The organism is Variovorax sp. VaC1 (assembly GCF_043658315.1).
Taxonomy (GTDB): domain Bacteria; phylum Pseudomonadota; class Gammaproteobacteria; order Burkholderiales; family Burkholderiaceae_C; genus Variovorax.
Genome location: NZ_JBIGLT010000001.1, coordinates 903,519 through 925,219 on the forward strand (window position 1 = coordinate 903,519; position 21,701 = coordinate 925,219).

At 70.0% G+C, this 21,701-nt stretch carries 12 protein-coding genes; 8 read left to right on the forward strand and 4 right to left on the reverse strand.

Going from position 1 to position 21,701, the window contains the following annotated elements; genetic code table 11:
• Nucleotides 1-92: 92 nt before the first annotated feature.
• On the reverse strand, nucleotides 93-428 hold the full coding sequence (locus tag ACGLHS_RS04415) for a hypothetical protein (RefSeq protein ID WP_394477206.1): 336 nt from the start codon (nucleotides 426-428) through the stop codon (nucleotides 93-95).
• A gap of 171 nt (nucleotides 429-599) precedes the next feature.
• Between ACGLHS_RS04415 and ACGLHS_RS04420 the strand changes: the two genes are divergently transcribed.
• On the forward strand, nucleotides 600-962 hold the full coding sequence (locus tag ACGLHS_RS04420; protein WP_394477208.1) for a FlxA-like family protein: 363 nt from the start codon (nucleotides 600-602) through the stop codon (nucleotides 960-962).
• A gap of 18 nt (nucleotides 963-980) precedes the next feature.
• Here the strand turns inward: ACGLHS_RS04420 and ACGLHS_RS04425 are convergent, their stop codons facing one another.
• The 3 genes from ACGLHS_RS04425 to ACGLHS_RS04435 form a co-directional block, all read right to left on the reverse strand.
• The gene (locus tag ACGLHS_RS04425) at nucleotides 981-1,856 is read right to left on the reverse strand and encodes an alpha/beta fold hydrolase (protein WP_394477210.1); all 876 of its coding nucleotides are present in this window, start codon (nucleotides 1,854-1,856) and stop codon (nucleotides 981-983) included.
• Between the two features lie 147 nt (nucleotides 1,857-2,003).
• Nucleotides 2,004-3,050, reverse strand: a complete 1,047-nt coding sequence (locus tag ACGLHS_RS04430) for a MerR family transcriptional regulator (protein WP_394477212.1) — start codon at nucleotides 3,048-3,050, stop codon at nucleotides 2,004-2,006.
• A gap of 98 nt (nucleotides 3,051-3,148) precedes the next feature.
• Entirely contained in the window at nucleotides 3,149-4,051 is a 903-nt protein-coding gene (locus tag ACGLHS_RS04435; protein ID WP_394477214.1) for a LysR family transcriptional regulator, read from the reverse strand.
• Between the two features lie 141 nt (nucleotides 4,052-4,192).
• Between ACGLHS_RS04435 and ACGLHS_RS04440 the strand changes: the two genes are divergently transcribed.
• From ACGLHS_RS04440 to ACGLHS_RS04470, 7 genes are all read left to right on the forward strand, one after another.
• On the forward strand, nucleotides 4,193-5,206 hold the full coding sequence (locus ACGLHS_RS04440; protein WP_394477216.1) for a zinc-dependent alcohol dehydrogenase family protein: 1,014 nt from the start codon (nucleotides 4,193-4,195) through the stop codon (nucleotides 5,204-5,206).
• Nucleotides 5,207-5,416: 210 nt separating this feature from the next.
• Nucleotides 5,417-6,076 carry a secretin and TonB N-terminal domain-containing protein gene (locus ACGLHS_RS04445; protein WP_143012420.1) on the forward strand — a complete coding sequence of 220 codons (660 nt, stop codon included), beginning with the start codon at nucleotides 5,417-5,419 and terminating at the stop codon, nucleotides 6,074-6,076.
• Nucleotides 6,077-6,083: 7 nt separating this feature from the next.
• Nucleotides 6,084-6,629, forward strand: a complete 546-nt coding sequence (locus ACGLHS_RS04450; RefSeq protein ID WP_093237394.1) for an RNA polymerase sigma factor — start codon at nucleotides 6,084-6,086, stop codon at nucleotides 6,627-6,629.
• 14 nt (nucleotides 6,630-6,643) lie between these two features.
• The gene (locus ACGLHS_RS04455; protein ID WP_394477218.1) at nucleotides 6,644-7,636 is read left to right on the forward strand and encodes a FecR family protein; all 993 of its coding nucleotides are present in this window, start codon (nucleotides 6,644-6,646) and stop codon (nucleotides 7,634-7,636) included.
• Nucleotides 7,637-7,831: 195 nt separating this feature from the next.
• Nucleotides 7,832-20,329: a filamentous haemagglutinin family protein gene (locus tag ACGLHS_RS04460; protein ID WP_394477220.1), complete on the forward strand. Its 12,498-nt coding sequence runs from the start codon at nucleotides 7,832-7,834 to the stop codon at nucleotides 20,327-20,329.
• Between the two features lie 125 nt (nucleotides 20,330-20,454).
• Complete coding sequence (locus tag ACGLHS_RS04465) at nucleotides 20,455-21,195, forward strand: serine protease (RefSeq protein ID WP_143012421.1); 741 nt, start codon at nucleotides 20,455-20,457, stop codon at nucleotides 21,193-21,195.
• Between the two features lie 28 nt (nucleotides 21,196-21,223).
• Nucleotides 21,224-21,694: a YbaB/EbfC family DNA-binding protein gene (locus ACGLHS_RS04470; RefSeq protein WP_394477223.1), complete on the forward strand. Its 471-nt coding sequence runs from the start codon at nucleotides 21,224-21,226 to the stop codon at nucleotides 21,692-21,694.
• Nucleotides 21,695-21,701: the final 7 nt, after the last annotated feature.

The window sequence follows — 21,701 nt, forward strand, 5'->3', positions numbered from 1 at the left end:
GCACAAATGTTCTACATGGACAGGGCCGCGGCGAGCTGTCGAATCCGTGCGCCTTCGGCCGTCTGCCAAGGCTGCACGCGGGCGCCATCGACTTACTTCAGCAGTTCGATCTTCTTGACGAAGTTCAGCAGGTCATTCGCGCCCGGACCGGCGATCCTGTCGCGGTTCGGCTCCTTGCGATAGTCGAGGAGCACCTGCTTGCCCACGAGCTTCTTCTTGAGGCGATAGCCTTCCGAGGCCTTGTCTTCGTCGAACCAGTCGCCGCATTGCTGGTCGCAATACACGTCGATCTTCTGGCCGCTGACGGAACGGACGGTGACGCTCAGGTCATCGATGCCGCCGCCTGCGGTGAGCGTTCCGGACAACGAGGCGGCGAGGGCGAGGCCGGGCAGGAGAGAGGCCAGCGGGAGCAGGAGAAGACGGTTCATGGATGGAGTGAAGGTGTCGGCGATGCGCGTCGACCGGCGGTCGACTGTTCGAACGAGTATCGCGGACGGCGCCGCCTTGCCGCCCGCGTGAAAGGGCGCGATGCACGCCCCCTTCATTTTTTCCCGCCGATGCCGATAACCCTTTCTTTACAGCAAGACAAAGGACACAGGATGCTGACAGGAATCAGTGCCGCGAGCGGCGCAGGGAGCGGTAGCAATGTCAATGCGGAGATCGCGAAGATCCAGCGTCAGATCACGGGCATCCAGGAGCAGATGCGGGAAAAGCAGAGCCTTCTGATCTCGACCCCCGAGGGCGAGCTGCGCCGCTCGCTCCAGCAGCAGCTGGAAGCCATGGCGAATCAGATCGCGATGCTGCAGGCGCAGCTGAATACCTTGCGCATGTCCGGTGCCCAGCAAGGCGCGATGGCCCAGCTTGGTGAAGCCGACAGCCCCTCGGACGCGGGAAAGTCGGAGAGGGTTCGCGTCAATGCCAACGGCGTATCGATCGGGGGCCTGCTGCACGCCAAGGCCTGAAAGCCCCCTGCGCAGCCGTCAGCCCTTGCGGCCCACCACCCGCGCGATCCACGCCAGCAGCACGGCCATGACTTCCTCGCGGTTGGTTTCGTTCAGTGTCTCGTGGCGCGCGCCGCCGAACACGTGGCATGACACATCGCGCAGCCCCGCCTCGCGGTAGCGCTGCACCAGCGGGTAGAACCATTCGGCCTTGTTGCTGACCGGGTCCTGGTCGCCCACGAACAGGTACAGCGGCAGGTCGGGCCGGATGTGCGCCTGCATCGCGGCGGGCGTGAGGTCGGCGAGGTTCGCGAACATCGAGCCGAGCCCTTCGGCTGAGACCGTGAACCCGCACAGCGGGTCGGCAACGTAGGCATCGACCTGGGCCGGGTCGCGGCTGAGCCAGTCGAAGGGCGTGCGCACGTCGGGCAGCGCGGCGTTCATGTCTTCGAGACGGAAGCCGCTTTGCAACGCGGCACCCAGCAGGTCGAGCGCCGAGGTGCCGGACAGCACCGCGCCCGACAACAGCGCGCTGTGCTTGACGAGGTAGTACTGCGTGGCGAACGAGCCCATGCTGTGCCCCACGAGGATCAGCGGCAGCCCGGGGTGCACGCCGCGAACGTGGCGGCTCAGCAGCGCCATGTCGTCGACGAGTCCGGCGAATCCGCGCGGGCCGAATTCGCCCAGCTCGTTGCGTGCCGCGGCGCCGTTGCCATGGCCGCGATGCTCGTTCGCATAGACCACGTAGCCGGCCTGCGTCAGCGCGTCCGCCAAGGGCCGGTAGCGCAGCGAATGTTCGCCCATGCCGTGCGCCAACTGCACGACGGCCCGCTGCGTCGGGCCTTGCCAGCGGTGGGCTTCCACCGTGTGGCCGTCGTTGGCGGTCAACTCGAAGTGTGTCTCGGTGCTTGGCATGCGGTGTTCCGGTGTCTCGATGAAAAAAGGTGCGCCCATCCTAGGGTGCGACGGTTGCGGCGGGCATCAGGGCTTTCCAGATTTTCTGAAGCGGGAGCGGCCGAGATGAAACGGCGAGCCGTTAACGGGAAGGGCGCATCGATCGCGTCAAGGCGCGGCGACCGGTTCTGGCCGCCACGCCACGACCCCTGCCGTGCGGGCCCGCACGTCCGGCGATGCCAGGCAGGTGGCAACGGCTTCGTAGCCCGGCGCACCGAGGTACGGGGCAACGAGCGTCGGCGGGCTGTGGTTGGCGGGGCAGAAGATGATGGCTTCGTTCGGGCCGACCGCTGCCAGGTCGAGGATGGCGCTGGAGCGGGTGAGCATGAAGATCGGCCGCGCATCGGCACCGCGCTGCCGCAGCCGCGCGATCAGCGCTTCCTGCGTGGGCTGGTCGAGTCCCTGTTCGATCATGTCCACGACGAGCGCGTCCGGCCCCTGTGCTTCGAGCCCAGCGAGCAGCGTGAGCAACGCATCCGACGGCGCCGCGCCGTCTTCCACGAGCCACGCCATGGTTTGCTCGACGCGCGACTTCAGCGCGGGGTCGTCATCGATCCGCGACCGTGCCGCCGCGCCGCCGTCCGCAAGCCTGTCCAGGCCCAGCAGCACGGCGTTGGGCAATTCGGCGGCAAGCCTCTGCGCCAGCCGCGTCTTGCCGCTGCCGAGCGGGCCGATGATGTAGTTCAGCGGGCGGATGTCGCGAAGCTCGAAGCGCTCGCCACCCCAGGGCCACGGCAGGTCGAAGGCGACGCGAATCTCCGCGGCGGGCGCGAGCAGGCCGGCCAGTTCGCTCACGGTCGGAACCTGGCCCTGCGCAACGCCGCCGCGCAGGCCACGGACTTTTTCGACTGTGCGCGCGAGCTGATGCAGTTGCGACTCCAGCGCCGCCTGATGGGCCGCCAGCGCTTGTTCGAGCCCTTGCGCGTTGCCGCCCAGCACCCGCTCCACCTGCGCAAGGCTGAAGCCGAGCGCTCGCAGCGCGACGATCTCGGCGGCCCGCGCCATCTCTGCCGGGCCGTACGCCCGCCAGCCGGCCGCGTTGCGGTCGGGCTCCACCAGTCCGCGCTGCTCGTAGAGGCGCAAGGCCTTGGCCGACACACCGAGCCGTCGCGCGGCTTCGGATGGATTCAGATACCGGGTGGGAGAGTGCTGCATGGCATGTTCCTTTCGATGGATCTCCCGCTTTGTAGGGGCTGCCCCAGGGGACGGGTCAAGCGCCGAATGACGGGGCGAGGCAATGCCGAACGCTTCAGTCAGTCGAAGGCCCGCAGCATCGCCTTGCGCAACCAGACCTCGGCCGCGTCCTTGTCGGTCACGGCGCGCCAGGCCAGCCGGATCTGGTAGCTCGGGCTCTCGAACGGCAGGGCCTCGTGGCGAAGCCCGCCGCCTTGTGCCGACAGCACCTGCGCCACGTGCTCGGGCACCGTGGCCAGCAGCTCGGAGCCCGCCAGCACGGCAGGCAGGCTGCCGAACTGCGGCACCGAGAAGGCCACGTCGCGCTGCCGACCCAATTGCTCGAGCGTTTCGTCGACGGTGCCGCACAGGTCGCCGGCGTAGGTCACGAGCACGTGGCGGCGACGGCAGTAATCGTCGAGCGACAGCTTGCCCGGTGCGGTGTCGGCGCGAAGCACCGCGAAACGCACCGTGCGCGCCTTGCGGACCTTGGCACCGGCCGGCAGGTCTTTCAGGAAGGCCATCACCGCGCTGACGCGTCCTTCGTCGAGGTAGCGCGGCGCGTTGCGGTAGCAGACCGTCAGCGTGACCAGCTTGGCGCGCGGCACTTCGGCACTGAGGGCGCGCAGCAGCCTCGGCAGCATCGCGATCTGCAGGTCGTCGGTCAGGCCGATGCGGAAGACGGGGGCGGCGCGGTCCGGTTCGAAGTCGGCCTGCGCGCGGAAGGTGGCTTCGATCTGTTCGAGCGCGGGGCCGAGCCCTTGCATCAGCGCCAGCGCGCGTTCGGTCGGTTCCATCGTGCGGCCCTGGCGCACCAGCAGCGGATCGCCCGTGAGTTCGCGCAACCTCGCCAGCGCATGGCTCACGGCCGGTTGGCCCAGGTGCAGCCGCTGTGCGGCGCGGCTGACGTGCCGCTCGCGCATGAGCGCGGCCAGCACCGTGAGCAGGTTCAGGTCGATGCGGCCGAGTTCGATCGGTTTCATGCGGGGCCCTTGCAAGGTATCGATGTCGTGCATGCCGAATATCCCATCAATCGATTTCCTTGATGCCGCTGCGGCCTCTAGATTGGCTGTACCGGGGCACGCAATCTCGCAGGCCGCCGGTCTTTCAAAGGAGATTTCGAAATGAGCAGGATGGTTCGCTTTCACGGATTCGGTGGCGCCGATGTGCTGAGGGTCGAGCAGTTCGAGACGCGCGCGCCCGGCGCGGGCGAAGTGCGTATGGCGGTGCAGGCGATCGGCCTGAACCGGGCCGATGCGCTCTGGCGCGAGAACATGTACATCGAAGACGCCACCTTGCCGGCCGGCCTGGGCAACGAGGCGGCCGGCGTCATCGACGCGGTCGGCGCGGGTGTCGGGCACCTGTCGGTGGGCGACCGCGTCGCGGTGCTGCCCGGTGCGGGGCAGGGGCAGTACCCGACCTACGGCGAAAGCATTCTCTTGCCGGCCACGCACGTGGTGCGCCACCCCCAAACGCTTTCGGCCGCGCAGGCCGCCGGTGCCTACATGGCCTATCTGACGGGTTACTTCCCCATGTTCGAAATGGCCCGCCTGCAGCGTGGACAGTCGATGCTGGTGACGGGTGCTTCGTCGGGCACGGGCATCGCGGCGCTGCAGATGGCGCGTGCGGCGGGCATCGTCGCCATCGCCACCACCCGCACCGATGCCAAGCGGCAGGCGCTGCTCGACGCCGGCGCGTCGCACGTGGTCGTGACGCAGGACGAAGACGTGGTCGAGCGCGTGCTGGCGCTCACCGGTGGCCGTGGTGTCGAGCTGGTGTACGACGGCGTGGGTGGCGCGGACGTGATGCGCCTGGGCGATGTCGTCGCCCATCGCGGCTGGTATGTGTTGTACGGCCTCTCGGGCGGGGCGGAATTTGCGTACCCGGCCATTGCGCAGTTTCGCAAGAGCTGGCACTTCCACGTCTACAAGGTGCTCGAGTTCACCGGTGCTGCCTCGATGGGCCTGCCGCGCGACGAAGAAGCACTCGCCCGCGCGCTGGCTTTCATCGACGCGGGGCTGGCCGACGGCACGCTGCAGGTGCAGATCGATCGCAGCTTCGCGCTCGACGATGTGGTGCACGCTCACCAGTACCTCGAACGTGCAGGACACGTTGGCAAGGTCGTGCTCACGACCTGATCGATCGCGCGCATTTCACGGACCTGGCCGTATGCATTGCATTCAACTTGTCACAAATCCTCACTAGCATCCGCTCGACCAAAAGTAGTACGGCCACGGTTCCCGCTGGCCCGCAGCAAATTCCATTTCGTGACAGGACCAGGCATGTGGTGCATTGCTCGGTCGCGGCGGTGGGTGAGTGTCTTGACCTTGTTTTTCGGAATCCTGTCCTTGGGTGCATCCCCCGCCGCCGTTGCCGATTCACCCGCCCGGCCGCAAGCGCCGGCCAGGCGCGTGAGCCTCGACATTCCCGCGCAGCCGCTGGCTTCGGCGCTGCAGGCGTTCGCGCAGGCGACGGGGCAATCGGTGTTCTTCGACGGGCAGCTCGCGGCCGGAATCGAATCGATGCCCGTGCGCGGAGAACTCTCGCCGCGCGAGGCCTTGCAGCAGATGCTGGCCGGCACGCGGCTGGCCGCGCGCTATGCCGACGACACCACCTTCACGCTGGTCGAGACCGAGACGCCCGTGCCGATGCACGCGACCCCGTCGCCGTCCGACGAATCTGCCGGCGACGACGGCAACGCGCGCGTCGTGCAACAGGCGCTGGAGCGCACGCTGTGCCGCTGGCCGCGCGTGCAGCCCGGCAGCTATCGCGCGCTGGTGCAGTTGTGGGTCGGCCCGGCCGGCCACGTGCGGCGCTCGCGGGTGCTGGGCTCCACCGGCGTCGCGCAGCGCGATGCCGCGCTCGAGGCGGCGATGAACACGCTGGTGCTCAGCCCGTTGAAAGACGGCACGCCGGACGAACCCCTGACGATCCTGTTGCTGCCCCGCACCGGCAGCAGCACCGACGTGTGCGCGGGCATGGCCCCCGCGAACGCCGAAGCGTCCTGAGTCCGCCGTGGAACAGGACACCCCCGGCTTTCTGCGCAGCCTGCTCACGAGCCGCTACCTCGATTTCAGGAACAGGCTGCGCCGCCGCTTCGGCTCCGACGACGTGGCCGACGACGTGCTGCACGAGACCTGGCTGCGCGTGAACCGCATGAGCGACCCCGGCCCGGTGCAGAGCCCGATGGCCTACCTGCTGCGCATCGCGTCGAACGTGGCGGAAGACAGGCGCATCTCGAACGGGCGACTGCTCGATTTCGTGGAAGTCGAAGAGCTTCTTCACTTCGCCGACGAGAACCAGGACCCGGCACGGCTGTCGGAAGCGCGCAGCGAAGTGCAGGCCCTGGAACGCGCGCTCGAAGAGCTGCCGCGCCGCCGCCGCGAGATCTTTCTGGCCTCGCGCGTGGACGAGACGCCGCACAAGGACATCGCAGTGCGCCACGGCGTGTCGGTGCGGATCGTCGAGCGCGAAGTGAAGGCCGCGCTGGTGCATTGCGCCGGGCGATTGGGGCGCGATGTGATCCAGCGGTTCGGTCCCGGGGCCGGAAAACAGTCATAGAAGAGATGCTGGCCGTGAACACCCCCCACGACGACGACCGCGCCGCGCTGCAGGCGCAGGCGCAAGACTGGCTCGTGCGCCTCACTTCGGGCCGGGCCACGACCGTGGACGCGCAGGACTTCAAGCGCTGGTGCGCCCAGAGCCCGCTGCACGCGCAGGCGATGGCCGAGATGACGCGCGTGTGGGACGTGGCGCGGCCCGCGGCCGAAGCCGTGGCGCAGCGCATGCGCGTGGCCCAGCCGCCGCGCGCGAGCGTCATCGCGCGTGCGCGCCACCCGAATCGCCGCTACATCCTCGGCGCCGCGCTGGCGGCGGGCGCGGCCGCTTTCGTCGTGGTGCGTCCGCCGGGCCGGCTGTGGCCCGCGCTGTCCGACATGACGGCCGACTACAGCACCGGCACCGGCGAGCAGCGCCAGGTCGTGTTGAACGATGCGGTGGTCGTCGAAATGAACACGCAGACCAGCTTCAACCTGTCGCACGGCGCCGAAGGGGACGCGGCCACGCTCGACCTGTTGAGCGGCGAGGCGCAAGTGCTGCTCGATGCGTCGCGCGCCGCGCCGTTCACGATGACGGTCGGCGGCGGCCGGCTCGTGGCCGCTGCCGCGAGCCGCTTCAACGTGCGCGCCACCGGCCCCGAGGTGTGCGTGACCTGCATGGCCGGCTCGGTCGAGCTGAACTACGGCACGCGCGTGCTGGTCGCGCGCGAGGCCGAGCAGATCAGCTACGGCAGGCGCGGTGCCGAAGTGGCGCGTGCACCCGACCTGTCGACCGTCAACGCGTGGCGCGAACGCGTGCTGGTGTTCAACGACACGCCGCTCGCGGCCGTGGTCGACGAGATCAATCGCTACCGGCCCGGCAGGCTGATCGTGACCAATGCCGAGTTGGGGCGGCGCAAGGTGCAGGCGCGCTTGCGGTTCGAACAGCTGGCCCGCATCGAGAACCTGATCGGCGCCAGCTATGGCGCCAAGGTGACGACGCTGCCGGCCGGCATCGTGCTGCTGGGTTAGTCGCGCGGGTTCTTTGCCCGCACACCATGACACCGGTGTGAAAAAACCGGTCGCCCGCAGACCCCCGCAAATTTTTCCTGTCTTTTGCTGCCGCCGTGTCGGTCGCATCCGGCGAGCCCGGTCTCTTAACCAGAGCGCGGTGCCACACCGCCGTGCCACGCAATCACGCGAACGGGTTTTCCTCTGGGGTATGAAATGAGCAAACAGACATTCCGCCGCGCACCGGTCGCGCACGCGGCCGCCATCGCACTGGCCATGGCGGGGCTGGCGGGCAACGCACAGGCGCAGCGCGCATTCAGCGCGGCATGGATGGCGCAGAAGAATGTGGCGCAGGGCACGGCCGCGGCCACGGGCTACCTGCCGAACGGCACGCCGGCCTCGGTGCTGACGAACCCGCTGGCGCAGCAGCAGAAGGCCAACGAGCAACTGCAGCGCTCCATCGGCAACCTGAACCTTGCGGCGCAGGCGATTGCCGCGCAGCAGGCGGCACAGGCCGCGGCGCGGCTGGCCGCGCAGAACGGCGGCACCGGCGTGCCCGACGGCCTGGCCGAGGGCGGCCTGAAGGTCGACACGAACAGCCTCACGGCCGGCTGGCACAACGCGAACGCACCGACTTCCAACACGGCCGCGGGCCGCACCACGGTGACGGTCCAGCAGACCGGCGACAAGGCCATCCTGAACTGGGAGACCTTCAACGTCGGGCGCAACACCACGGTCGATTTCAAGCAGCAGGCCGACTGGGCGGTGCTCAACCGCGTCAACGACCCGGCTGCGCGCCCCTCGCAGATCCAGGGCCAGATCAAGGGCGACGGCACGGTGCTCATCGCCAACCGCAACGGCGTGGTGTTCAGCGGCAGCAGCCAGGTCGACACGCGCAACCTGGTGGCGGCCGCGGCGAACATCAAGGACTCGCAGTTCACCACCGGCGGCATCTACTCCAACGGTGTCGCGCCGAGCTTCACCACGCTGAAGGAAGACCTGGGCAAGGTCGAGGTGCAGGCCGGTGCGCGCATCGCGACCAAAGAGCCCGGCTCGGTCACGCAGGGCGGCGGCTATGTGCTGCTGCTCGGCAAGGAGGTGTTGAACGCGGGCGAAATCTCCACCCGCAAGGGCCAGACGCAGATGGTGGCGGGCGACAGCTTCGTGATCCGCAAGGGCGTGGGCACCGAGGGCAACACTTTCTCGACCACGCGCGGCAACGAGGTGGCGCCGCAGTTCGAGCCCGGCAGCACGGCGGGCAAGGTGAGCAACACGGGCCTGGTCATGGCGCGCGAAGGCGACATCACGCTGGCGGGCCGCGAGGTGCGGCAAGACGGCGTGGCCGTGGCCAGCACCACGGTCAGCGCGCGCGGCACGGTGCATTTGCTGAACTCGGCCGCCGACAAGCTCGGCAGCGTGACGGTGGGCAAGGGCGCGGTCACGGCCGTGCTGATCGAGGACGACGGCAAGGCCAGCGCGCTCGACAGCCAGCGCGATGCGCTTTTGAAAGACTCGGCCGCGCAAGACGCACTGCGCGCGCTCGCGCCGGCGGACTTGTTCGACAACCTCTCGAAGCTGTCGGACCGACGCGACCAGTCGCGCATCGAGATCGTTTCGGGCGGCGACATCCACTTCGAGGGCGACTCGCTCACGCTCGCCACCGGCGGGCAGATCGCGGCCAGTGCCGCGCGCCGCAGCTTCGTGGCCGACAAGGCGCAGCTCGACGTGTCCGGTGCGGTGGGCGTGAACGTGGCGATGGAGTCGAACAACGTCAAGGTCAACGTGCAGGGCAACGAGCTGCGCGACTCGCCGCAGAACCGCGAGAGCGGCAAGCTCTTCAACAACGACGTGTGGATCGATCGGCGCAACCTCGTGCGCGTGGCGCCCGGCGTGGGCGGCTACGAAGGCGAGCGCTGGTATGCGGCGGGCGGGCTGCTCGAAGTCGGCGGCTACCTGGGCAACCAGGGCCACGGCATCGGCGAATGGGCCGCGCAGGGCGGCACCGTGGTGCTGGGCGGCGCGGAGGTGGTCACGCAGGCGGGCTCCAGCGTCAACCTGTCGGGCGGCTCGCTGAACGTGCAGACGGGCTTCATCAACCAGACCTGGCTCAAGGGCAGCGACGGGCGGCTGTACAGCCTGGGCAAGGCGCCGTCGGACATGCTGTTCGATGGCGTCTACAAGGGCTTCGAGGCCGAGCACGCGCGCTGGGGCAAGAAGAACACCGAGTATTTCTACAACCCGCTGATCGGGCCGCAGCGCCTGCTGGAAAACGGCTACACGGTCGGGCGCGACGCAGGCCGGCTGGTGGTGAGCGCACCCACGGCCGTGCTCGAAGGCGACATCGTGGCCGAGGTGTTCAACGGCGCGCGGCAAACGCGCGCCCGTGATGCCATCGACGACGGCTATCGGCAGGTGCAGACGGCGGTGGCGCGCGGCGGCGCGCTGGCGGTGGGGCGCTACGCGGCGCAGGGCCGCGTCGACCTGTTCGACACCGACGTGCGCCTGGGCGACGTGGCGCGCATCACGCAGCAGATGGCCGCGGGCGATGCGCTCGCCGCCGACCGCATCGGCACGCTGTGGCTCGACAGCGCGCACCTGAATGCGCAGCACCTCTCGGTGCTGGACATCGGCACGCTCGGCACACTCAAGGTCGAGAAGGCCCTGACGCTGGCCGACGGCGGCCAGGTCAACCTGCTCGGCGCGTTCATCGACATCGGCGCCAACATCACGGCGCGCGGCGGCAAGCTGGAGGCCGGCAACATCTTCGTGTCACCCGTGGACGGTGCCCCGCCGCGTGCGCTGGCAAAAAAGAACGTGTCGTCGGTCACGCTGCGCGACGGCGCCACGCTCGACCTGCGCGGGCGCCGCGTCGACGTGGGCACGTCGCCCGAAGACACGGCCGTGCTCGCGGCCATCGATGGCGGCACGGTGCGCATCGAATCGGCGCACGACGTGATGATCGAGACGGGCAGCCTGATCGACGTGTCTTCCGGCGCGGCGCTGCTGGCCAAGGGCAAGCAGAAGGGCGGCAAGGGCGGCAGCGTGACGCTGGTGGCGGACTCGGCCGCCACCGCAACCGACGCCAAGGGCCTGCTGTCGCTGGGCGGCGAAATCCGCGGCCACGGCGTGAACGGCGGCGGCACGCTGAAGATCGAAACGGGCAATGCGCTGGTGGTCGGGCTGGACCCCGCGATGTCAGATGCCTCGATGCTGGTGCTCGACGCATCGCGCCTGCAGTCGGGCTTTTCAAGCTACGACCTCAATGGCCACAAGGGGCTGACGGTGGCGCCGGGCGCGCAGCTCGACGTGGCGATGCCGGTCTACCGCATCGAACCCGACACGTCGGTGGGCAACGAGGGTGGCGTCGGCCTGCAACTCTGGACGCCGCCGCTGCTGCAGCAGGACGTGCCCAACCGCCAGGTGGTGCAGCGCCAGGGCGCCGATCTTGTGCTGCGCGCGCAGCGCCGCGTCATCGAAGGCGGCGACGTCGTCATCGGTGCGGGCTCGGTGGTGACGGTCGATCCGGGCCGCTCGATCCGCCTGCTCGGCGGCGGCAAGAGCAGCTTCGTGGTGGACGGCCGGCTCAATGCCTGGGGCGGCAGCATCGCCATCGATATTGAGGCGCCCGAATTCACGACGCCGAACAGCACGTCGCTGCAGGCGCACAACCGCTCGGTGTGGATCGGCGAAGGCGCGGTGCTCGACGTGGCGGCGCGCGCGCAGACCGGCGTCGATGCCAGCGGCCGGCGCTACGGCACGGTGCGCAAGGGCGGCACCATCTCCATCGGCGGCGCGCTCGACTGGGAGGTCAAGGGCGCGGCCAAGGCGCCCGACCTGGCGCTGGTGATCCGGCCCGGCGCGGTGCTCGATGCCTCGGGCAGCAGCACGACCATCGACGTGCCGTCCGACGGCCAGTGGCGCGCGCTCGATGTCGCCAGCGACGGCGGCAGCATCGTGCTCAAGTCGGCGCACAGCCTCTACCTCGACGGCACGCTGCGCGCCCACGCGGGCGGCGCCAACGCCGCAGGCGGCACGCTGGCGGTGGCGCTCGAAACGCCGGTGTTCTCGAAGTTCTACACCGTCGACAACGAAGTCCGGCAGCCGCGTGAACTGGTGCTGTCGCAGACGCAGCAGCCCAGCGGTTTGCCCGCGACGCTCAAGCCGGGCTACGCCGATGCGGCGCTGGCCTATGGCAAGGGCCGGCTGGGCATCGACCAGGTGCAGGCTGGCGGCTTCGGCAACCTGTCGCTGCTGGTCAACGGCCTGCTGAGCTTCGACGGCAACGCCGACCTGTCGACCGCGCAGAGCATGCGCATCTACGCCGGCAGCTTCGCGCTGGCCGATGGCGCGGCGGCCGATTCGCAAGTGCGGCTCGCGTCCTCCTACCTGCGGCTGGCCGGCACGACCAACGCGCCCAAGCAGGACGGCGAAGTGCTCTACGCCACGACCTGGCGCCAGGGCGCATCGAAGCGCACGAGCGATGCGCTGTTCACGGCCGAGGCCGACCAGATCGACATTCGCGACCGCGTGGGCTTTGGCGCGCATGGCGAGATCGCCATGAAGACCGGGCCCGCGCTGGTGGTCGACCGCCGCGGCTTCGACAAGGTGAACATGACCAGCCGCGGCGACGTGCGCATGCTGGGCGGCACGCCGACGCTCGGCCTTATCGGCGCGACCACGACCGAGCTGGCCACCATGGGCGACCTGACGATCACCGCCGCGCAGATCTACCCGGCCACCGGCGCCAACGCACAGATCGTCGCGGGCTACGACAAGGGCCGCGTGCTCGACATCCGCCGCCAGGTCGAAGGCGACGTGGCCATGCCGCAGTCGGCCTTCGGCACCCTGGTGCTCGGTGGCGGCACGGTGCGCCAGGGCGGCATCGTGCGCGCCCCGCTGGGCAACCTGATCCTGGGGCAGGACGGCCGCAGCACCTTCGATGCGCGCGCCAGCCTGCTGGAGCTGCTGCCGGGCAGCATCACCTCGGTCAGCGGCGCGGGCCTGCTCATGCCCTACGGCGGCACGACCGACGGCATCGGCTACAGCTACGCGGGCAAGCCCATCGACAAGCGCGCCATCGGCACCAGCGGCATTCTGCTCACGGGCGACAGCGTGGTCGGCCGCGAAGGCGCGCTGCTCGACCTGTCGGGCGGTGGCGAACTCACGGGCGCCGGCTTCATCACCGGGCGCGGTGGCTCGGTCGACGTGCTGCGCACGCCGCTGGCCAATGCCAACCCGGCCAACACCTTCAGCAAGGCGGGCAACGGCGTCTACGCCATCGTGCCGGGCTACACGGGCGGCTATGCGCCGGTGTCGCCGGACGCGGGCGCATCGGAGCCGGCCATCGGCCGGCAGATCACGCTGGACGCCGACGTGGCCGGGCTCAAGGCCGGCACCTACACGCTGATGCCTTCCACCTATGCGCTGCTGCCCGGTGCCTTCCGCGTGGAGCTGGGCGCCGAAAGCGCGCTGCCGACCACGCCGCTGCCGGTCGGCAACGGCTCGCATGTGGCGAGCGGCCACCTGGGCATCGCCAACACGGCGGTGAAGTCTTCGCTGGCCAGCCAGCTGGTCATCACGCCGGCAGCGGCAGTGAAGCAGAGCGCCACCTACAACCCGATGGGCTACGACGCCTTCGTGGCGGCCGATGCGGCACGCCGCGGCGGCGTGCGCGGCGAGATCGCGGCCGATGCGCGCAACCTGCTGCTCGACTACTTCTATTCCAAGCCGAAGGATGGCGTGTCGATGCTGCAGTTCGACGGCAAGGCGCTGCTCAACCCGGCGGCCGGCAGCACAGGCTTCGGCGGCACGCTTCTGGTGAATGCCACGGCCCTCGAGGTGACGGCGCCGGGCGCCGGGCGTACGGCCGGATTCGCAGGCACGTCGCTGCAGGCCGACCAGCTGAATGCCTTCGGCGCGCCCCGGATGATCCTGGGCGGCAGGGTCGAGCTGCGCTACGCGGACAACTTCGCGACCTTCAATTCGAACACCGGCCAAGTCGTCGTGCGCAGTGGAGCGACGCTGCGCGGCGCCGAAATCTTTCTCGTGGCCGGCGGCTACGGCGATGGCATCCAGGTGGAGCAGGGCGCTTCGCTGAACACGCTCGGCGCCGGCGCGCCGGCCTACGACTCCACCGACGGCGTGGTGTTCTCGGCAGGCCGCACTGCGGTGCTGGGGCTGTCGAACGGCTGGATCAACCTGATGCCTCCCGGCAGCGATGGCGTGCCCGCCACGGTCCAGATCGGCGAGTGCCCGAGCGGCGCCTGCGCCGGCCGCACCACGCTGTACGGCGAAGGCACGCTGGCGGTGGCCACCAACCGCTCGTTCACGCTGGCCGACAACGTGCGCTACGGCGCCAAGAACCTGGTGCTGGCCGTGTCCTCGGTCAACCTGGGCAGCGAAGCGGCGCTGCAGCAGGCGGCGGCAAACCAGCAACTGCCGTCGGGCCTGTCGATGAACCAGGGCATCCTGGCGAGCCTGCTGGCCGGCAACAAGGGCGAGGGCGTGCCGGCGGTCGAGACGCTGGTGCTGAACGCGCGCGAGTCGGTCAACATCTACGGCGGGGTGTCGCTGGACACGCTCGACCCCGTGACCGGCGTGTCGTCGATCGAGCGGCTGGTGCTGGGCACGCCGGCCATCTATGGCTACGGCGGCGCGGGCGACACCGCCAAGATCACCACCGGCGAATTCATCTGGACCGGCCTGACGCCGCGCCCGCCCGGCAGCGGCGATATTTTTCCCGGCCCGAACGCGCCGGGCGGCGCCATCGGCAGCCTGCTGGGCAACGGCACGCTCGACGTGTCGGCCGCGCGCATCGTGCTGGGCTACGCGCCCAACACGCAGCCCAATGCCGGCTTCTCGGCGGACCGGCTGGCGGTCGGTTTCGGCACCGTCAACCTGAACGCGAGCGAGCGCATCACCGCCAACGCCAAGGGCACGCTGGGCGTGTACCAGCGCCAGGGCGAATACGCGGGCGACAAGGGCTACGACTACAGCGGCGGGCAGCTCAACCTGCGCACGCCGCTGCTCACCGGCGAGGCCGGCTCGAACAACCGCATCACGGCCGGCGGCGACATCGTCGTCAGCGCGCCGGCGGGCGGTGCAACGCCGGCCGGCGACATGGCGCTGGGCGCGCAACTGGCGCTCACGGGCCGCAACGTCACCATCGACGGCACGGTCGGGCTGCCCTCGGGCAAGCTGCAGCTGGCGGCCACCGGCGACGTGACCCTGTCCGCCAATTCGCGCATCGACCTGTCGGGGCAGGCGGTGAAGTTCTTCGAGCAGACGCGCTACAGCCGCGGCGGCGACCTGGAGGTGTCGAGCACGGCGGGGAACATCGTGCAGGCGGCGGGCTCGGTGATCGACCTGTCGGCCACGCACAACCGCGGCGGCACGATGCAGGCCACGGCGCTGGGCGCCGGCGCGGGCCGCGTCGACCTGGGCGGGCGCATCGTCGGCACGGCCAGCGGCAGCTACGACGCGGGCGGCACGGTGGTGCCCTACGACGCGGCCGAGATCAACGTGCGCGCCCAGAGCGTGGCCGACTTCGCGGGCCTCAACACGCGCCTGAACGAAGGCGGCGTGACCGGCGCGCGGCGCTTCCAGATCAAGCAGGGCGACCTTGCCATCGGCGACGAAGTGAAGGCGCGCCAGGTCGAGGTGACGCTGGACGGCGGCAGCCTCACCGTCAACGGCCGCATCGACGCCAGCGGCTTCCAGGTCGGTTCGATCCGCCTGGCCGCCATGCACGACCTCACGGTGAATGGCTCGCTCGACGCGCACGCCACCGGCCTGCGCGTGGACAGCTACGGCAAGATCATCGACAGCCCGAACCGGGCCATGGTCGACCTCAGCAGCATCCACGGCACGTTGACGCTGGGCAGCGGCGCGAACATCGACCTGCGCGCGGGCACCGGCGTGAGCGCGCAGCAGGGCAACGACGGCGCGGCGCGCGGCACGCTGTCGCTGAACGCACCGCGGCGCGGCGACGACGACGTGGCGGTGAACGTCAACGGCGCACCCGCGATCCAGGGCGCGAAGAGCGTCGCGGTCAACGCCTTCCGCACCTACAGCGAGCTGCCGTACGCCGCCGCGCCCGACGTGACCGGCCGCACGCCGCAGCTCATCACGCAGAAGTTCTTCGACGATGTCGTCGACCCGGACAACAGCGCCTTCATGAACAAGGCGCTGGGCAATGCATCGCTGTCGGCGCGCCTGGCGGGCCTGGGCAACTACCACCTGCGCCCCGGCGTGGAGATCGTCAGCAAGACGGCCGACGGCGACCTCAGCGTGGTCGGCGACATCGACCTCTCGGCCTACCGCTACGGCCCCGGTGCCGACCGCAACGACCCGGCGCGGCGCGGCTTCGGCGAGCCCGGCGTGCTGGTGGTCCGCGCGGGGGGCAACCTCAACATCTACGGCAGCATCAACGACGGCTTTGCGCCACCGCCGGCCACGCCCGACGACAAGGGCTGGTACCTGACCGAGCAGCGCACGAAGTTCGGCGTTCCGTTCACGCCCGACGGCGGCGACATCGTCGTGCCGATCGACGGCGTGGTGCTCGACAAGGGCACCGTGTTCCCGAAGAACGCGCTGCTCAACTACGACGTGCCCGCCGAAGCCATGGTGCTGCCGGGCGGCACCGTGCTGCCGGTGACCGTGACGCTGGGCGAGGCCTACACCCTGCCCGCCGGCACGGTGCTGCGCGCCAACGTCTACAACGCCGACGGCACCGTCCGCCTGAAGGCCGGCACGGTGCTGGCCGACGCCGTGTCGCTCGACAGCGGCATGAAGCTGGGCGCCGGCACGGCCCTGCGCGGCGACGCCAGCGTGCAGGCGATGGTGTGGCCCAAGGGTGTGCGCATGCCGGTCGCGATGAAGGCCGACGGCACCATCGCGCTGTCGCGCGGCGCTCTGATTCCGTCGATGACCGATGTCCAGTTGCCGAACGACGAGGCCATCAACCTGCGGCCTGTGGTCGATGGCGTGCAGGGCCGCAACTGGGCCGTGGCGCCGATGCTGGGGCAGGGCGCCAGCAGCTGGAGCATGCAGTTCACGGCCGGCGCCGACCTGGACTCGGCCGACCGCCGCGCGGTCGATCCCGCCAAGCGCGGCGCGATCATCCTGGCCGACAGCCACTCGATGTACAACGTCAAGCTCACGCCGGGCGGCACCGGTTTCGTGTGGGGGCCGGGTGGGGCCACCTACGGATTCGAGGAAGGAAAGCCGGTCGACCCACTCGATTTCGATGCGGGCTACTGCGACTGGGGCGGCCCGGACATGTGTGCCGTCGACCCGGTGCGCCTGTCCTTCCTGTGGGGGCCCAACGGTGCCGACTGGGACCCGGGCTTCATCGAGGGAAAACCGGTCCCTCCGGAATACCTCACCGTCTGCGAGTGGGGGCCGGGCATCTGCACGACGGTCATCAACCCCGTCAAGGACATCACCAAGTACACGCCGCTGTCGCCGATGTTCAGCGTGCTGCGCACCGGCACCGGCGACCTGGGCCTGGCGGCGGCGGGCAACTTCGTCATGGCGTCGCCCTTCGGCGTCTACACGGCCGGCACGCGCTCGGCGCCGCTGCTCGACGCCAACGGCCTGAACCCCTTCAACCTGCCGCGCGGCAAGACCATCAACGGCTCGGTGATCGGCCCGCAGGCGGCGGACTACAGCGCCGCGCTCGCGGCCTACCAGGCCTGGTACCCCGAGCACGGCGGCAACCTCGACATCGCGGTGGGCGGCAATGTCGTGGGCAATGTCTGGGGCACCTTCTCGGGCGAGCGCGGACAGGTGCCGAGTGCCGCGGCAAGCAGCTGGCTGTGGCGCCAGGGTTCGGGCACGGCACTGGCCGGCAGCGACCGCATCGCCACGTCGTGGTGGATCAACTTCGGCACCTACGCGCTGCCGGCCAGCCAGCAGTTCTTTGACGTCGACATCGACCCGGCGCCCTACCTGGTGGGCTTCACCGGCATGGGCACCCTGGGCGGCGGCAACCTGACGCTGCGCGCGGGCGGCGACGCGGGCCTGACCACCCGGCTGGGCGACGGCCAGAACTGGCAGCGCAGCGAAGCCATCGTGGCGGCGGTCGGCAGCACCGGCCGCGTCGATGCCAACGGCCAGATGACGCTCACCGGCGGCGGCGATCTGCAGTTGCGCATCGGCGGCGTCGTCAATCCGAACCTTGCCGCGGCGCAGTACGCAAGCTCTGGCGGCAACATGCAGTACCAGGACCTCAATGGCGCACTGGTCAACCTGCGCGGCGCGGCCAACGTGTCCGCCTCTGCCATCGGCGGCATCGAGCGCAGGTACCGCAAGGCCTCCAACTCGCTTCCGGGCCAGGAGGGCGATGTGATGGACACGCGCCCCATCGACCCCTTCACCTCGACCATCGGCATCGGCAATGCCGGCATCGTGCTCGTGCCGGGCGATTCGGCGATGTACCTGGACACGCCGGGCGACCTGGTGCTCACGAGCGTGGCCGACGCGGGCCGCGCCAAGGTGCCGAACAGCTCGGCGTTCAGGTTCGGCGGCCAGGACTACGGCATCGGCCAGAGCTGGTTCACGCTGTGGACCGACCGCACCGCGATCAACCTGTTCAGTGCGGGCGGCAACCTCACGCCCGGCACCGACCTTGCCAACGCGCAGCCGGCCGGCAGGTACGCGGGCAGCATCAACATGAGCGACAACGTCACGGTCTACCCGTCGATCCTGCGCGCGACGGCCGCCTCGGGCAGCCTGTACTTCGGCTTCTCGGCCACGCCGGCCGTGCAGGCACCCGGCCGCGCGCTGGTGCTCGCGCCGTCGCCTTCAGGTGCGCTCGAGTTCCTGGCGGGCAACTCGCTGTTCGGCGGCGGCTACCCGGTCGGCATGTCGGGCGCGGTCACGCCGCTGCCGACGCCGATGGCGCCTGCGTTCGTCGGCTACGACAAGTTGCAGCGGCCTGTGGTCTACAACACCAGTTCGGAAGGCTCGATGATCGGGTCGCCCGGGGTGCCGAACTACGGGGTGATCGACAACTTCCCGCTGTTCGCCTTCGGGCCGGACACGCTGGGCAGCCGTGCGTTGCACGCGGCCGATGCGCCGCCATCGCTGTTCTATGCGGTCAAGGGCGACATCCTGGGCCTGGCCAGCGGCACGGCGCGCAAGGTGCAGGCGACCGGCCTTCCCGCGGCCGAGACCTGGAACCGCTCGGCCGCGCCGGCGCGCATCCGCGCCGGGCGCGACATCGTCGGCACTGATGCACTGATCGTCAACAACGACCCGCGCGACGTCTCGCTGATCCAGGCCGGACGCGACATCCTTTATGCGAACGTGCGGGTCGCCGGCCCGGGCGCGCTGGAGATTTCGGCCGGCCGCCACATCACGCAGGACGACCGCGCCAGCGTGGTGAGCCAGGGCGCGCTGGCCGAGGGCGATACCCGCCCCGGTGCCAGCATTTCGATGATGGCCGGCATGGGCGCCGGCGAGCTGGACTTCTCGGCGATCGCCGAGCGTTACCTCGACCCCGCCAAGCGCGCCGCATCGGGCCCCGGCGAGTCGCTGGCCAGCCAGCCGGACCGCGTGGTGAAGACCTACGAAGTCGAGCTGGCCGCGTGGCTGGCCGAACGCTACGGCTTCGTCGCCACCAGCAAGGACGCGAAGGACCCGGGCAGTGCGCAGGCGTACTTCAGGACGCTCGCGCCGGAGCAGCAGCGCGTGTTCCTGCGCAACGTGTACTTCGCCGAGCTGCGCGCCGGTGGCCGTGAATACAACGACGTGAACGGCCCGCGCTACGGCAGCTACCTGCGCGGGCGCGGCATGATCGCCACGCTGTTCCCCGACCTCGACGCCGCAGGCCAGGAGATCGTGCGCAAGGGCGACATCATCATGTACGGCCCCTCGGGCGTGCACACCGATTTCGGCGGCGACATCCAGATGCTGGCGCCGGGCGGGCAGATCGTGGTGGGCGTGCAGGGCGCGGTGCCGCCGGGCAGCGCGGGCGTCATCACGCAGGGCATGGGCAACATCCAGCTGTTCAGCGAAGGCAGCCTGCTGCTGGGCCTGTCGCGGGTGATGACCACCTTCGGCGGCGATGTGCTGGCCTGGTCCGAAAAGGGCGACATCAACGCTGGCCGCGGCTCCAAGACCACGCTGGTCTACACGCCGCCCAAGCGCGTGTACGACAACGTGGGCAACGTGAAGCTGTCGTCGCAGGTGCCCAGCTCGGGTGCCGGCCTGGCAACGCTCGCGCCCATCCCGGAAGTGCCGGCGGGCGACATGGACCTGATCGCGCCGCTCGGCACCATCGACGCCGGCGAGGCGGGCATCCGCGTGTCGGGCAGCGTCAACCTTGCTGCGCTGCAGGTGGTCAATGCGGCCAACATCCAGGTGAAGGGCGAATCGGCCGGGCTGCCGGTGGTGGCATCGGTGAACGTCGGCGCGCTGACCAACGCCAGCGCCGCCGCCTCGCAGGCCACGGCGGCGGCGCAGGACGCGATGCAGCGCGAGCGCGCGGCGCAGCGGCAGGCGCTGCCCTCGGTGTTCACCGTGCGCGTGCTCGGCTTCGGCGACGAGGCTGCGGGCGAGGGCGCGGCGGTGCCCGCGCAGCGCGGCGCGGCTGCCGCCAGGGTGGGCTACGACGCGAACAGCCCGGTGCAGGTGCTGGGCCGCGGGCAGCTGGCCGAGGCGCAGAAGGCGAAGCTCACGGCGCAGGAGCGGCAGCTGCTGGGGCAATAAGCGAGGCCGCAGGGCCGAAGGGTGGGGCTGTCTTTACATGAAGTTTTCATGACAAACGGCAGTCTTGCGCGCGGCGCTACGTCTTAGATGCAGCGCCTTGAATCCAGCGCCACCTGACCGCTCTCATGCCTTCTGCCCGTTCTTCCGTCCGCCGCCGCCTGCTGGTGTCGGCGGGCCTTTCATGCGTCATGGCGATGGCCGCGGCGGATGCCGTCGTGCCGCCCGACACCAACGCCAGCGGCGTCTTCCTCAACGAAGCCGGCGACGTGCTGACCGCGCGGCATGCCGTGTCGGACTGCCGCACGCTCTTTGCCGTGAAGGGCGCGCAGGTGTCGCAGGCCACGGTGATCGCGGCCAGCCCCGCGCTGGATCTCGCGGTGCTGCGCACCACGCTCAAGCCCTACCTGAGCGCCACGCTCTCGCGCGCTGACGCCGCGCCCGGCCGCAGCGTCGGCGTGTTCGCCGAGGCCTATGCCGTGCTGCAGCGCCTGCCCGACCGTGCCGGCCTGCTCAGCAACGCCATGACCGTGCCCGGCGCCGAAGGCCTGCAACTGCTGTCGGGCGTGCAGCCCGGCGCCAGCGGCAGCGCGGTGCTGGGCGCCGACGGCCTGCTGCTCGGCGTGGTGGTGGAGCGCGTGGCCGCCGCGCCGCATGCCTCGGGCATGACCACCCTGAGCCGCGCCGCATCGGCCGCTGGCGTGAAGGGCGGCGCGACCCAGGTACGGGCGGTGCCCGCGTCGCAGGTGCGGCAGTTCCTGGGCAGTCACGGCATCGCCTTCACCGAAAGCGACAGTCCCCAGTTGAGCCCGATGCAATCGCCGGCCGCCAGGGCATCGACGCTGTCGGTCGGCGTGCTTTGCGGCTGACCTCACATTTCATTCTTTCGAAAGACCCATGAACGCTTCTCCCACAACGCGGCCTCGCTGGGGCCGTTTGCGCCTTGCACTGGGCTGGCTCGGCCTGGGCCTTGCAAGCGCCACCGTGCCGGTGATGGCCCCGGCGCAGGCACAGACGCAGCAGCCGGTGCCGCAGCACTGGATCAGCTACGCCAACCTCGCGGGCAACCAGTTGCAGTCGTCGCTGAGCGATCCGGCCAACGAAACCGTGGTGCGGCTGCATGCCTGGATGCAGGAGCGCATGTTGAAGGAAGGCCAGTCCGCGCCGCCCGCGCCGGTGGTGGTGCGCGTGTGGGTGGCGGCCAACGGCAAGGTCGAGCGCGTGGCCTTCGACTCGCTGGGCAATGCGCAGGCCGACGCCGACCTGCGCGCGCTGCTCACCGCCCAGCCGCTGGCCGAAGCGCCGCCGCGCGACATGCGCCAGCCGATGGTGTTGCAGCTCACGCTGAGCTTCGTCACCAACACCTGAACGGGGT

Excerpts from the sequence above, each read along its gene's own strand:
- ACGLHS_RS04415 (WP_394477206.1), bottom strand. The coding sequence starts at position 428 with ATGAACCGTCTTCTCCTGCTCCCGCTGGCCTCTCTCCTGCCCGGCCTC.
- ACGLHS_RS04420 (WP_394477208.1), top strand. The coding sequence starts at position 600 with ATGCTGACAGGAATCAGTGCCGCGAGCGGCGCAGGGAGCGGTAGCAAT.
- ACGLHS_RS04425 (WP_394477210.1), bottom strand. The coding sequence starts at position 1,856 with ATGCCAAGCACCGAGACACACTTCGAGTTGACCGCCAACGACGGCCAC.
- ACGLHS_RS04430 (WP_394477212.1), bottom strand. The coding sequence starts at position 3,050 with ATGCAGCACTCTCCCACCCGGTATCTGAATCCATCCGAAGCCGCGCGA.
- ACGLHS_RS04435 (WP_394477214.1), bottom strand. The coding sequence starts at position 4,051 with ATGAAACCGATCGAACTCGGCCGCATCGACCTGAACCTGCTCACGGTG.
- ACGLHS_RS04440 (WP_394477216.1), top strand. The coding sequence starts at position 4,193 with ATGAGCAGGATGGTTCGCTTTCACGGATTCGGTGGCGCCGATGTGCTG.
- ACGLHS_RS04460 (WP_394477220.1), top strand. The coding sequence starts at position 7,832 with ATGAGCAAACAGACATTCCGCCGCGCACCGGTCGCGCACGCGGCCGCC.
- ACGLHS_RS04465 (WP_143012421.1), top strand. The coding sequence starts at position 20,455 with ATGCCTTCTGCCCGTTCTTCCGTCCGCCGCCGCCTGCTGGTGTCGGCG.
- ACGLHS_RS04470 (WP_394477223.1), top strand. The coding sequence starts at position 21,224 with ATGAACGCTTCTCCCACAACGCGGCCTCGCTGGGGCCGTTTGCGCCTT.